We start from the raw sequence: 14575 nt of genomic DNA on the forward strand, positions 1-14575 counted from the left end.
ATACCCTCCTAAATTTATTTCATAAAATGGGATGTTATATCCTCTTCTATCATACGTTAAATTATATAGAAGCAAAAGCAAAGAGAAGAGGAAGTCCAGCGTTTCCTCTCTTATCGTTCGTCAATTGGTGTATAAGTCTGCCCCTTAGGTCCTACATATTCAGCACGAGGACGAATCAGGCGGTTATCTGAATACTGCTCAAGTATGTGGGCTAACCATCCGGAAACGCGGCTAACCGCGAAAATCGGTGTAAAAATGTCGTGATCGATTCCAAGGCTGTGATAAACCGATGCAGAATAGAAATCCACATTCGCTGGAAGCCCTTTATTTTCTTTAATGTAATCTTCAATTTTAATAGACATCTCGTAGTATTTAGAGTGCCCTGTCAGCTTGGTCAACTCACGTGACATTTCTTTTAAGTGCTTAGCGCGGGGATCTCCGGATTTATAAACTCTATGACCCATACCCATGATTTTTTCTTTGTTTTCAAGCTTACTCTCTATAGCAGGGATTGCATTTTCAACGCTGCCAATTTCCGTAAGCATCTTCATAACACGCTCATTGGCCCCACCATGAAGAGGTCCTTTCAATGCACCGATTGCGGCTGTCACTCCTGAGTAAATGTCGGATAGTGTCGCCACGCAGACACGAGCCGTAAACGTTGAAGCATTTAATTCATGGTCTGCATGTAATACTAATGCTTTGTTAAACGCTTCAACCTCAATATCTTCTGGATCTTTACCATTCAGCATATACAAGAAGTTAGCTGCAAAACTTAATTCTTTTTTAGGAGAAACTGGTTCTTCTCCATTACGGATACGAGCAAATGCCGTAACAACTGTAGGCATTTTTGCTTGAATTCGAAGAGCTTTGTCTTTATTTGCCTGATCTTCCATTACATCTGACTCAGGATCATGAATGCCCAGCATGGAAACTGCCGTGCGTAAAGCAGCCATTGGATGTACAGTAGATAGATCATAAGACTTGAGGTGCTCCACTACTTCCTGAGGGATGTCCATGTTCGAGATTAAATCAGATTTAAATTGATTCAGTTCATCTTTGTTTGGAAGTTTCTGATTCCAAAGAAGATAGATAACCTCTTCAAAGCTTGAGTTATTTGCTAGATCATCGATATCGTAACCTACGTAGGTTAATTTATCGTCAATAATTGAACTGATCGATGATTCAGTTGCTGTAATTCCTTCAAGACCTTTGGTTGATGACATACAATCTCTCCTTTTAAAAATTTCCGATGTTTTCGGCCCGAGCGGCTAGAAAACGCTTATTATACTTATATGAAATAATTAGGAAATGAACCCCAAAGACAATTATAAAGTATTCTGAGTTGAATGTGAATTGAAACCGTTTAATTTAAGGGAATTTATCGAAATTTCACAGGAAATTTCTTTTTTAAAATAACCTTTTCAATAAAAAGCTGACCCTGAGTGAAAAATTCACTAGAAAGTGAGGTTTACATGGACAACCCTTTTTTTCACCAGTTCTTCCGCTTCCTATTCGTAGTCACTCTTATGCTGTCCATTATATTTTTAATTATTGGAGTTTGGAAATATTTATACCCATTTCTCATTGCCTTTTTAATATCTGGTGCTCTTCAACCCTTTATTCAACTTCTCGAGAAAAGATTACATTTCCCCAGAACCCTGGCCGTATTATCTCTGTTGTTCTTACTAACACTTCTTACTGCTTCTCTACTTACACTAGTCATCGCTGAATTAATTAAGGGTATCCAGCGTTTAGCATTAGCAGCTCCCATAAATTTTGGTAACCTGGTGAACTATTCGATCGACCAGATCACCATCTGGTTTACCCCTATACTTAATAAAGTTGAACAAGTCATTCTTAAATTATCCCCTGAGCAGCAAAGCTCTATTTTTGATTATATAGATCTAATAAAAGTAAAGGCAGCTGCTACGGGTGTTCACTTATTAGAAACCTTATTTCAAAGCTTACTTCGTGGATTAACCAGCCTGCCTTCCTCTATTACCACTATGCTAATTTTAGTGCTGGCCATATTCTTTATATGTAAGGATTGGGAAGTGATTATTTATAGCCTTAATCGTATCATACCCGTCCATTATCTTGAGAAAACCAGGAGATTTCCAATGGAACTCAAGTTAAGCTTTCAAGGTATCATCAGAGCCCAGGTTATTCTTGTAGCGGTATCTACTGTAATCATAGGGCTGGGTTTATTTATTATTCAAGTCCCCAATGCACTTGCGATTACCATGGCGGCTTCTGTAGTAGATATCATTCCCTATATTGGGACTGGAAGTATCTTTATTCCGTGGATTTTTTACCAGTTCATAACAGGACAATTCCAGATGACCATTGGTCTTTCGATCATATACATGATAGTCCTGATCGTTAGACAGACACTGGAGCCTAAAATACTTGCTAACCATTTTGGAGTACCGCCAATCTTATTATTAGCGGGTATGTTTCTCGGTTTTCAAATTTTCGGCTTATATGGAATGATACTTAGCCCTATAGTTATTGTTTTTATAAGGATTCTTTATACGACTGGAATTTTTAATTTAACGTGGAATTTTATTAAAGGAAACTAATCCCCCATTACTTAGTGTAATGAGGGGGAAGTCTACCTTCTATAAATCGTGACGGTGCCTTTATCCATCATTTTAGAAATTACTTTCTTAATAAGACGTTTAATGGGTGCTCTAGTTGGAGGAATTAATAATAAAAACCCTATGGCATCCGTAATAAATCCAGGAGTGAGTAATACTGCTCCTCCTACCAATATACAGGCACCATCCAGTAAAGTATCCTGAGGCATTTGTCCGCTCGACATTGAATTTTGGAAGTTTCTGATCGTTTCTAACCCTTGCTGTTTCGCAAGCCACGCTCCTATAGCGCCTGTAAGGATAATCAGTAAAATAACCCACCAGGGTCCTATCCAGTTTCCAGCCCCAATGAGTAAGCCGATCTCAAGTGCTGGGACAATCAGAATAAACAGTAATAACCAGCGAAACATATTATCGTCCCTTTCCAGATCTTTTCTTCTATTATACTTGGAGTTCAAGTACTTTTAAAGTTAAGTACATTAGAGGGAAGACCCTCCTCCGCTTAGTTAACATGACTGTGAGTGTCAAAAAAGATCCAGTTTACCTAAACTAGATTTTTTTTGAATTTTAATTGTTCAGAATCTGAATATTCCACTTCAAGACTGAATAAAAAATCTCTCTGTATAAAATTAATTACAACATTTAGATAAGCTAATAAAAAAAGAAGGGAAGTGATGACACTTCCCTTCTTTTAGTCTTTACAGGACACTTGCATGCCCTTCATAAATATCTCCGCGTGAACTGTCTATAGTAATGTCATTCCCGTCAGAAATTATATTAAGAGCATCTTTAACACCTACGATAACAGGAATTCCCAGACTTAAGCCTACAACTGCTGCATGCGAAGTTAACCCGCCTTCTACTGTAACCAGGCCAGCGGCTTTTTCTATAGCAGGCATCATGTCACGATCTGTACCATGTGTCACAAGAATATCCCCGTCCACTACACGGTGGATTGCTTCTTGAGAATCTTTAGCTACCACAGCTCGTCCATAAGCGCTTTTTTGACCTACGCCTTGGCCTTTGACCAGTACATCTCCTATGACATGAACTTTCATAAGGTTTGTTGTGCCACTTTCACCTACCGGTACTCCACCGGTGATAATGACACGGTCACCACGGGTAGCAACTCCGGATGCTAAGCTGCGTTCAACAGCTACATCCAGCATGTCATCTGTAGAATGAGCGCGTGGCCCCATCACGGCATAGACTCCCCATACAAGAGAAAGCTTACGGTTTACAGCTTCACTGGAAGTGATGGCCACGATTGGTGCTCTTGGACGATATTTTGAAATCATGCGTGCGGTATGACCGCTTTCTGTTGGAGTCACCACAGCATTTACATCTAGATTGATAGCTGTATGAGTAACAGATTGACTGATAGCATCCGTAATCGTCATATCACTGTGTCTAGAACGCTCATCAAGAATCGCTTTATAATTTAAACCTGTTTCCGTTTTGCTAGCAATATTGTGCATTGTTTGAACGGATTCAACAGGATAATCACCCGCTGCTGTTTCACCAGAAAGCATAATCGCATCTGTTCCATCAAAGATGGCGTTCGCAACGTCTGAGGCCTCTGCACGTGTTGGGCGAGGGTTTCTTTGCATAGAGTCTAACATCTGTGTAGCGGTAATAACTGGTTTACCAGCCTTATTACATTTATGAATCAGCTTTTTCTGAACAAGAGGGACATCTTCAGCTGGAATCTCAACACCTAAATCTCCCCGTGCTACCATTAGACCGTCACTTACTTCCAGGATTTCGTCGATGTTATCAACGCCTTCCTGATTTTCAATTTTAGGGATGATTTGGATATCCAGTGCTCCGTGCTTCTCTAATAGTTCTTTGATTTCAAGAACGTCTGAAGCACGACGTACGAAAGAAGCAGCAATAAAGTCTACTCCCTGTTCAATTCCAAACTCAATATCCTTCGCATCTTTATCCGTAATTCCCGGTAAGTTAACACTTACATTAGGTACGTTGACACCTTTTTTGTTTTTCAACGGACCATTGTTTAAGACAGTCGTTTTGATTTCGTTATTTTTAGTGTGGATTTCCTCTACAAGTAACTCCACCAAACCATCATCGAGTAATATTTTTGATCCTGGCTGAACATCATTGATCAACCCTGGATACGTGACTGAGATGCGCTCTGCATCCCCTTGGATATCTTCCATTGAAACATAGACAGTAGATCCTTTTTCCAGGTAAACTTCTTCTTCTTTAAGCGTACCTGTACGTATTTCAGGACCTTTGGTGTCTAACAATATAGCTACCGTTTTACCTGTGGAGGCAGAAGCCTCACGAATATTTTTAATACGAGCTCCATGCTCTTCGAAATCTCCATGAGAGAAATTTAAACGAGCGACATTCATTCCTGCTTCTATTAGTTGACTTAATTTCTCAACTGATTCAGAAGCGGGGCCAATCGTACTAACGATTTTTGTTTTTCTAAACATACTTATTTCCTCCTCTGATACATCATTCATATTATATAGATAATTCTTTAGAAAGACGATACATATCTAGATCCACTTGATGCTTGGTGTTGAGAATTTCTACTATATCATGATCGACTAATTTGTTTTGTTGTATACCAACCATGCGTCCTGATTTTCCGTTCAATAGAAGGTCTACAGCATGAGCACCCAGACGGCTGGCAAGGACACGGTCTGAGGCTGACGGAGAGCCGCCTCGCTGGGTATGTCCCAAAACAGTAACGCGCGTCTCTAGATCTGTGGCTTCTTTAATCTTGCGCCCAAAATCAACACCACTTCCAACTCCTTCTGCGACGATTATGATGCTGTGACGCTTTCCACGTTCATGTCCACGCTTTAAGCGGTCAATAACGTCATTAAATTCATCTTCAAATTCCGGTATTAACACGCTCTCCGCTCCATCGGCCAGTCCAGCCCATAAAGCCAGGTCTCCCGCATTCCGTCCCATGACTTCAATAACATAGGTGCGTTCATGGGAGGTAGCCGTATCACGGATCTTGTCAATAGCATCAATAATCGTGTTTAAAGCCGTATCAAAACCAATGGTAAAATCGGTTCCTGGAATATCATTATCTATGGTTCCCGGTACACCAATACAAGGATAACCTTTTTCAGTCAGTTTCTTAGCACCCATAAAGGTTCCGTCACCACCAATGGCGATTAGCCCTTCTATGCCATGCTTCTTCATCTGTTCAATGCCCTTCAGCTGACCTTCCTCGGTCTTAAATTCTTCACAGCGAGCTGAATACAGCTTCGTACCTCCTCGCTGAATAATATCACCGACGGAGCCTAGTTCCATTTTATCAATACTGCCATCGATTAATCCCTGGTATCCATACTTAATGCCGTAGACTTCTACATTGTGGTAGATTGCTTTACGCACTACGGCACGAATAGCAGCATTCATACCCGGAGCGTCGCCGCCGCTTGTAAGTACACCAATTTTTTTCATTAGAATCACCTCAAATTATTTACTAATTGGTTTGTGCCCAATCATCGAGCATTTGAAACCTTCTGAAGCCACAAGACCCTCTCTTACATCTAGTTTGTACAAATAAGTAAAATGTTAAAGATACGTGGCTTTTGCCTTAAAAATTCGTTCTGATAGCGTTACCATCCTCCTAAGATGGGAAAAGTCGCACTTCTTAATGTGCGACTTCTTCATATTAGCTGATATTCGTTTATACCGTGTTCATTATAAATCAAGAAAAGCATAATCGCCAATACTTTTATATTTATTAAACCGTTCTTCTAATAATTGGCTATTTTCCATGGATGAAAGCTCTTTTAATGAGGACGCAATAACTTTTTCAATTTCACTTGCTTGATATTCTACATCGCGATGAGCTCCACCTCTAACTTCAGGAATAACTTCATCAATAACGTTTAATTCTTTTAAATCATAGGACGTAATCTTCATAGATTCAGCAGCCTGCTGGGCCAGTCCTGCGTCTTTCCAAAGTATCGATGACGCACCTTCAGGAGAAATTACAGAGTAAGTCGAGTTCTCAAGCATATAAATTCGGTCCCCTATTCCGAGACCAAGCGCTCCCCCACTTCCTCCTTCCCCGATGACAACACAGATAATGGGAACGTTAAAGCCAGCCATTTCCATAAGGTTACGTGCAATAGCTTCGCTTTGTCCACGCTCTTCTGCTGCCTTTCCGGGATATGCTCCCTTCGTATCAATGAAAGTAATAATTGGACGGTTAAATTTATCCGCTTGTTTCATTAAACGCAGAGCTTTCCGATACCCTTCAGGATGAGGCATACCAAAGTTTCTTCTAATATTTTCTTTAGTATCTTTTCCACGCTGATGTCCAATTACTGTAACAGGAGTTCCCTGGAATTTAGCAATACCCGCAACGAGTGCAGCGTCATCCCCGTATAATCGGTCCCCGTGAAGCTCCAGAAAGTCGGAGAAGATGTATTCAATATAGTCAAGAGTTGTCGGACGCTCAGGGTGTCTTGCCATTTGTACTCGGTCCCAAGGCTGCATACGATCATAAACATCAACTTCCAGCTTTTCCAATCGTTTCTCTAAGGTTATAATTTCTTCACTCAAATCCATTTCGCTGTTTTCAGTCATGCGTCTCAGTTCTGCAATTTTTTCGCGCAGCTCAATTACCGGTTTCTCAAACTCAAGAATATGCTTCACGTTTTTTCACCTCCTGAATGGTGAATTTCTAAGACCATTCCAAGTGTTTTCTTCAATTCATGACGATGCAGCACACGATCCAGCTGGCCATGTTCGAGCAAAAATTCAGCAGTCTGAAAGTCGTCTGGTAATTTCTCGCGAATAGTCTGCTCAATGATTCTTCTACCTGCAAAACCAATTAATGCACCAGGCTCCGCGAAATTATAATCCCCTAGTGAAGCAAAGCTCGCTGAGACCCCTCCAGTTGTAGGATGAGTCATAACGGAGATGAACAACCCGCCTTCTGCGTGCAGCCTCTGCAGAGCTACGGAAGTTTTTCCCATCTGCATTAAACTCAGTACACCTTCCTGCATTCTAGCACCGCCAGAAGCAGTAAAAATAATGAATGGAATTTTTTCTTTCCTGGCTTTCTCGATAGCATTCGTAATTTTCTCACCAACTACAGACCCCATACTTCCCATGCGAAAACGGGCATCCATAATAGCTACTGCTGTATCTAAGCCGTTCAATTGAACTCTGCCAGTAACTACGGCTTCGTTTAAGTCTGATTTCAAGCGATCTTTTTCAAGCTTCTCCTCGTAATCAGGAAAGCCTAATGGATTGCTTGAAATCATATGCTTGTCCCATTCTTCAAAAGTACCCTCATCAAATATATGCTCCAACCTTTCATAAGCATTTAAACGGTGATGATGATCACAATGAGGACAAACATTCATATTTCGATTTAATTCTTTTCTATAAAAGATCTTTTGACAATTTGGACACTTTTGCATAAGACCTTCAGGTACATCCTTTTTCGCTTCTTGTCGCGGGATGGATGCATAGCGTTTTTTCTTGCTGAAAAAATCTCTTAGCAAGGTGAGTTCCTCCTTTGGGACAAAGCTTCCTTTCTATCTAATATACAAAATAGCACTGCTATAATCACCCTTTATTTGCCGATCCATTACGACAAACTACACTTAAGGATAAAGCATAAGTATATCTTTTTTATTTCCATTTTTTATTATCTCTATCACTTGTTTATACCAACCAGCTTCATATTCGATTTCCTCTCTTGCAATTGCGAATCCGGATATGAATTGCCACATTGATAATAGCAGTGGGCGGTCACAAAGTTCAAATAAGAAAGTAAAGAAAGACTGGTATCTCTCTTTCGCCTTTTCTTTGAGTATTATTTGCTCCAGTTTCACTCTCTGCCCTTCCGGGACCTTTCCGACAAGGATAAACAAGGCTTCCTTCTCAAGCATTTGTTTAGCCGTCAATAATTCTTCCCTGGTCCTTGACTCATTTAAAAGGAAACTCGATAATAATTCAACCATATGATAGGGACGATAAGCACGGATAAAAGTACCCTCGCCGCGCTTAGTCTCTATTAAACCGAGGAGCTCCATGGCGCGAAAAGCTTCTCTAATCGATGATCTGCCTACATTTAACTGATCACTTAACTCGCGCTCTGAAGGTAATTTATCCCCTGATTTTAATTGATTTTCATCAATATAAGACTTTAGTTGATATAAAACACCTTCATACACTTTCCCTTGATGTGATCGGGTCACGAACTTTGTACACCCCTTTTTCAGTTGAAGAGCAATTCAAATATATGTAACAAGAGAAAAGCGGATGCCTTTCTCCCATTGTATTATTGCTCTTCAATTAAAGTCATTTGTCTAGTTTTTTCTGCAACTTCTTCAGGGTCTACATGATGTCTGGCAACACCAGATTCCATAGCAGCTTTTGCAACACTTGCTGCTACTGCAGGAGCAACACGCGTATCAAAAGGCGCAGGAATCACGTAATCTTCGTTCAATTCCTCTTCACTTACAAGAGAAGCAATGGCCTCTGCCGCAGCTATTTTCATTTTTTCATTAATTCGAGTCGCACGTACATCTAGAGCTCCGCGGAATATACCAGGGAATGCTAACACATTATTTACCTGATTAGGAAAGTCTGAGCGACCTGTCCCAATTACACGAGCCCCTGCTTCTTTTGCGTCTTCCGGCATAATTTCGGGTTCCGGATTAGCCATGGCGAAAATAATAGAGTCATCATTCATGCGAGAAACCATTTCTTTAGATAATAGTCCGCCTACCGAAACACCTATAAACACGTCGGCCCCTTCCATTACTTCAGAAAGCTTTCCTTCTAACCGATCTTTATTTGTGATCTTAGCTATTTCGTCTTTCACATCATTCATGCCGTAATCGCGTCCCTCAAAGATTGCACCTTTAGAATCGCACATGATGATGTCCCGTACACCAAAATGGTAGAGAAGCTTAATGATGGCAATACCTGCTGCACCAGCTCCATTTGCCACTACTTTAATATCAGAGAAAGACTTCCCAGTTACTTTTAAGGCGTTCATTAAACCAGCAACCGTTACAATCGCTGTGCCGTGCTGATCATCATGAAAGATAGGTATATTAGTTTCTTTCTTGAGTCGATCTTCTATGATAAAGCAATTTGGAGCAGCGATATCTTCTAAATTCACGCCACCAAAAGTTGGTTCCATAAGCTTCACGGTTTGAACAATCTGATCAACATCTCTTGTGTTTAGACAGATTGGAAAAGCATCTACCCCGGCAAAACTTTTAAATAATGCTGCTTTTCCTTCCATAACAGGCAGTGCAGCTTCAGGGCCAATATTACCAAGACCAAGTACTGCAGACCCATCACTCACAACAGCGACCATATTCCCTTTCATGGTGTAGTCATAGACGGTTTCCTGATGATCATAAATTTCCTTGCAGGGCTCAGCAACACCCGGTGAATAAGCCAGACTTAAATCCTTGGCATTCCTTACAGGGACCTTAGAATGAGTTTCCAGTTTTCCTTTATTGACACGATGTATATGCAGTGCTTCATCTCGCAAATTCGACACGACTACACGCTCCTTTAACCAATTAGTATAAACCGCTCCAGGTGGTCAGACCACCATTAACTTCTTAATTATAACAGATGACTTGCTAGTGTAAAGGAAATACAAAAGCATGGACTGAGACATGGTCATGTCTTGTTGCGACGCAGAGCCACTGAGGAGGGTCCAAAATATTGCTCCAGCATTTGAAGACATTCTCTGGATGGATTCAAAGAATAACTTTCATCCAGTTGATAGGTTTTTCTCTCTTCTGTTCTGAATAACAATACAGGGGTATTACCCGGGAAATACTTTGCGGCTTCCGTTAAGTGTTCCAATGCCTGGTATTCCATGGATTTATCCAATTTTACAAACAAACGATCCTTTGTTTCCGAAGGCAGACTTTCCATCTCAAAACTGGAAATTTCAGAAATGAGCAGCTGCTTACGGTCATTTCTTTCTTCTAGTTTGCCTGAGACGATGATCAGCATTTGTTCATTCAGCCAGGTTTTTGCACCTCTGTAGACTTCTGGAAAGAGCACAGTTTCCATTTCCGCTGTTTCATCACTAATCGTCATAAAAGCCATCGGATCTCCCCGTTTTGTTCTAATTTCTTTTATAGCTTCTACTACAGCGGCCGTTGCGATTTTCCTGGACCTGCTCGTCAATAATGATTGCTGTAAAGATAAAACCCCTTTTTTCCGAAGCGATTTGCGATGGTATTCCAACGGGTGCTCGGATAGGTATGTTCCAAGCACCTCTTTCTCCATAGCTAATTTTCTTAAAATTGGAAACGGCTCTACGCTTACCTGCTCCTTCATATCTATATCTTCACTGAACATACCTGGATGATCCTGAAATTCTTTAAAAAGCTCTCCTTGTTCAAGTGCCTGGTCAATACTTGCAAGCAGGCTGGCCCGGTTTGTATTGAGTTCATCAAAAGCGCCCGCTATAACGAGTGCTTCAATAACAGAACGGTTGACTGAACCGGAAATAACTCTTAAGCAAAAATCATTTAGATGTTTATAAGCACCCTTTTTTCTTTCCTCAAGAATAGCCTGAGCAGCCTGATATCCCACTCCTTTTATAGCCAACAACCCAATCCGTATCCCACTCCCTTCACTCTGGGTAGCCATGTAGCTTCTATTAATAGAAGGAGCTTTCACGGTAACCTTAAGCTCGCGGGCTTCACGAATATAAGCAGCAAGCTTCTCCCGATCCCCGCTATTTGCATTAATCAATTCTGCCATAAAGTAAGAAGGATAATGAGCCTTAAGGTACGCCAGTTGATAGGAGATAAAGCTGTATGCCACAGCATGACTTCGATTGAACCCATAATTAGAAAACTTTACGATCCAATCAAAAAGTTCGTAAGCCACTTTCTCTTCATACCCATTCTTTAAAGCACCGGCTATAAATTCATTTCTTTGCTGCTTTAACACCTGAGACTGTTTCTTACTTACTCCCCTTCTTAATAAATCTGCCTGGCCCAGACTATATCCAGCAACTTTTTGCGCTACTTGCATGATCTGCTCTTGATAAACCAATACCCCAAAAGTAGAGGCTAAAATCGGTTTTAAATCTGGATGGGGGTATTGTATTTCTTCTTTTTGATGCTTTCGATTTATATAAACAGGTATATAATCCATAGGGCCTGGCCGATATAGAGCATTAACAGCCACAACATCTTCAAAATGAGAAGGTTTTAACCTTCTCAACACACTCTTCATGCCCTGTGATTCAAGTTGGAAAACACCGTTCGTTCTTCCTTCCTTTAATAAGGAAAAAGTAGGTGCATCCGTTAATGGAATATGAGAAATAGAAAAGTCATGATTTTCAAATTTTCTTATTTTACTTTCCATTTTTTCTAAAAAAGTAAGGTTCCTCAGCCCAAGAAAATCAATTTTTAACAACCCTATCTTTTCCAAATCACCCATAGCCATTTGTGTAAGATAGACCTCGCCCTGTCCATTCATAAGGGCTGTATAATTCACTAAAGGTTTTTGGCTAATGACGACCCCTGCAGCATGGGTAGAAACATGACGAGGAAGCCCTTCAAGTTTGGCAGCTATATGAAATAATTTTTTTAATGGAAGAGAACTTCTTATATATTCTTTTAAAGGTTCTGACCTTTGCACAACTTGAACGAGTCCGTCACTTGTGCCCTTCGGAATATGTTTCAAAATATAAGCCGAGTCGTTTTCATCTATTGCCATCACTTTAAACAGCTCTCTTAAAACACTCCTTGCAGCGAATGTACCAAATGTGCAGATTTGCGCTACATGTTTTTCTCCATATTTACGGCTGACATACTCTATGACTTCATCTCTTCTATGATCAGGAAAGTCAATATCTATATCTGGCATAGTAACCCGTTCAGGGTTTAAAAACCTCTCAAATAACAAGTTATACTGTAGAGGATCAATTTGAGTAATGTTCAGAAGATAAGCGACGATCGAACCAGCTGCCGACCCCCTGCCCGGTCCTGCATGAATACCCTGACGTCGTGCATAAGCTATAAAATCCCAGACAATAAGAAAATAATCACTAAAATCCATCGAGGTAATAACATTTAATTCATGCTCCAATCGCTTCTTTGCCTCGACTGTTCTCTTTTGATACTTTTCTTCTAATGCTTCATAACACAATTTCATTAGATAGTCGTCCGCGCTTTCACCTTCAGGAACTGGATAAGAAGGAATTAACTGCTGGTCCAGTGACATTTGAAGATCACATTTATCAGCAATCTTTGAAGACTGCTCGATGACTTCAGGCCACCAGTCTTTAAATACATTTTCCATCTCCTCACTTGATTTTAAATATTCATGCTGAACTCTTTCTTCTGTATCTGATGACAGTCGTTTTCCTTCTTCTATAGCCCGAAGCGCTTGATAGGATGCAGCATCCTCTTGTTTTAGATATTTAACTTCTCCTAGAGCAACTACTGAGAGACGTTTATTTGATGTCCACTCTTTTAATGGCTGATGAATCTGTTTTTCTGAATGAAGATCACGGTCTTTTATACTTAGATAAAGGTCATCTGACGAAAAAATGGATATCCAATGCTCCAGCCCATGTTCCAGTTCATCGAACTCACGTCTGGAAAGCGGTTCAGCCCAGGGAGAGGAAGAGGTCATAATTATTGCGATCAGACCATCTTTATATGAATTCATATAGGATAAAGGCAAAGACTCTTTTTGTGTTTGTATGTAAGAACTTAATCTCATTAAATTCTGATAGCCCTTATAGTTCTTAGCCAGAAAAGTTACAGGAAAATCTCCTCCGTCTAAGAACAGGCTGGTCTTCATACCTATAATTGGCTTAATACCTCGCTTTTGACAAGCTTGATAAAATGCCACACTTCCGCTCATCACTTCTTCATCGGTCAGAGCTAAAGCGTGAAAACCCAGCTCGCTTGCCCTCTCTGCAAGGGACTCAATTTTCACGGTACTCTTCATTAAACTAAATCCGCTTTGAACATTTAAATGAGTAAAAGTCACCGTCTTCACCTTCTTTCCTTCTCAATTATAGCGGGATAGGAGGAGACTTAAAAGCCTCCTGCATATTTACTGTGTACAAACCATATTTTCATAATAACAATATTAAAACAAGCTGGCGAAATGAGGGACAAGATGGACGACCGCTTAATTATATCCATGACTCAATGCTTCTTTATCGCTTTTGGAGTTATTGTAGGAGGTACGATTATCGGGAGTATTGGAAGTTATGTGACAGGAGAAGCCCCTTTAACTGCCATGTTCCGTATCGCAAAAGGACTTAGAATATGGGCGATTGTTGCGGCTATTGGCGGTACGTTCGATGCGATAAGTAACTTTGAAAAAGGAATTTTTGATGGATCTACTTTTGACTTATTCAAACAAGTCATGATCATCGTAGCAGCTATGGGAGGTGTCAAAGCAGCACTATTATTATTTGAGTGGCTGCTTGGAGAGGAAGTGACCTGATGCATATCCCGCCACTGTATAGGAAGAAAGAGTGGAGGCGTTTTTTTGCAGGGATGGTATTTGGAGCCGTTATTGGATACTTATTTTTTCTATTCATATATGGACAGCTGCAGGAGAAATATACGGAGGAACATATCGAACTTAATGCAAAATTAAGCGAGATGGAAGCCAAATACGAAGGAATGCTCAATAATCAAAAAGAAGAAACGGAAAACCAGCCACTAACTGTAGTGGATATTTCCGTTTCTTACACAAATGCAAAAAAGTTAGAGATAGACCTTCTTACTCAGCATCAGCTTACTACCCTAGTCAAGGAACAGCTTACATCAGTACCTGGCAAAGACTTAAAAGTAGTGGCTGATCAAGTTGATCTAATAATATCAACGATAGAAAATAAAAATTATGTAGTTGACGATTTTACTTACGAGCTAAAAGTAGCAAAGCTCATTGCATCGCAGGTTATAAAAATTGATCTGGAAATTAAACTTGTACGTTAA

12 protein-coding genes are annotated in these 14575 nt (G+C 40.3%); 3 read left to right on the plus strand and 9 right to left on the minus strand.

Going from position 1 to position 14575, the window contains the following annotated elements; genetic code table 11:
- Positions 1-110: 110 nt before the first annotated feature.
- Positions 111-1226, minus strand: a complete 1116-nt coding sequence (citZ, locus tag LCM11_RS04230) for a citrate synthase (protein WP_224892984.1) — start codon at positions 1224-1226, stop codon at positions 111-113.
- A gap of 249 nt (positions 1227-1475) precedes the next feature.
- On the opposite strand from citZ, the gene ytvI reads away from it, so the two are divergent.
- On the plus strand, positions 1476-2585 hold the full coding sequence (gene ytvI, locus LCM11_RS04235) for a sporulation integral membrane protein YtvI (RefSeq protein WP_224892985.1): 1110 nt from the start codon (positions 1476-1478) through the stop codon (positions 2583-2585).
- Positions 2586-2617: 32 nt separating this feature from the next.
- Here ytvI and LCM11_RS04240 read toward each other — a convergent pair whose 3' ends face one another.
- The 8 genes from LCM11_RS04240 to dnaE form a co-directional block, all read right to left on the minus strand.
- Positions 2618-3010, minus strand: a complete 393-nt coding sequence (locus LCM11_RS04240) for an FxsA family protein (RefSeq protein WP_224892986.1) — start codon at positions 3008-3010, stop codon at positions 2618-2620.
- Positions 3011-3298: 288 nt separating this feature from the next.
- Positions 3299-5062 carry a pyruvate kinase gene (pyk, locus tag LCM11_RS04245; RefSeq protein WP_224892987.1) on the minus strand — a complete coding sequence of 588 codons (1764 nt, stop codon included), beginning with the start codon at positions 5060-5062 and terminating at the stop codon, positions 3299-3301.
- 31 nt (positions 5063-5093) lie between these two features.
- A complete protein-coding gene (gene pfkA / locus LCM11_RS04250) occupies positions 5094-6053 on the minus strand; it encodes a 6-phosphofructokinase (protein ID WP_224892988.1) in 960 nt (319 codons plus the stop codon).
- Between the two features lie 243 nt (positions 6054-6296).
- Positions 6297-7259, minus strand: coding sequence for an acetyl-CoA carboxylase carboxyltransferase subunit alpha (locus LCM11_RS04255; protein ID WP_224892989.1), 963 nt, complete (start codon positions 7257-7259; stop codon positions 6297-6299).
- Positions 7256-8116, minus strand: coding sequence for an acetyl-CoA carboxylase, carboxyltransferase subunit beta (accD, locus tag LCM11_RS04260; protein WP_224892990.1), 861 nt, complete (start codon positions 8114-8116; stop codon positions 7256-7258). Before accD ends, LCM11_RS04255 begins: the two co-directional genes overlap by 4 nt.
- A gap of 102 nt (positions 8117-8218) precedes the next feature.
- Positions 8219-8815, minus strand: coding sequence for a FadR/GntR family transcriptional regulator (locus LCM11_RS04265; protein ID WP_224892991.1), 597 nt, complete (start codon positions 8813-8815; stop codon positions 8219-8221).
- Positions 8816-8898: 83 nt separating this feature from the next.
- The gene (locus LCM11_RS04270; RefSeq protein ID WP_224892992.1) at positions 8899-10137 is read right to left on the minus strand and encodes an NADP-dependent malic enzyme; all 1239 of its coding nucleotides are present in this window, start codon (positions 10135-10137) and stop codon (positions 8899-8901) included.
- Positions 10138-10262: 125 nt separating this feature from the next.
- Complete coding sequence (gene dnaE, locus LCM11_RS04275) at positions 10263-13622, minus strand: DNA polymerase III subunit alpha (RefSeq protein ID WP_224892993.1); 3360 nt, start codon at positions 13620-13622, stop codon at positions 10263-10265.
- A gap of 123 nt (positions 13623-13745) precedes the next feature.
- On the opposite strand from dnaE, the gene LCM11_RS04280 reads away from it, so the two are divergent.
- Both LCM11_RS04280 and ytrI read left to right on the plus strand, forming a co-directional pair.
- Positions 13746-14078 carry a YtrH family sporulation protein gene (locus LCM11_RS04280; protein ID WP_014644003.1) on the plus strand — a complete coding sequence of 111 codons (333 nt, stop codon included), beginning with the start codon at positions 13746-13748 and terminating at the stop codon, positions 14076-14078.
- Entirely contained in the window at positions 14078-14575 is a 498-nt protein-coding gene (gene ytrI / locus LCM11_RS04285; RefSeq protein WP_224892994.1) for a sporulation membrane protein YtrI, read from the plus strand. Before LCM11_RS04280 ends, ytrI begins: the two co-directional genes overlap by 1 nt.

The sequence above is a fragment of the Halobacillus halophilus genome (genome assembly GCF_020171985.1).
GTDB lineage: Bacteria > Bacillota > Bacilli > Bacillales > Halobacillaceae > Halobacillus > Halobacillus halophilus_A.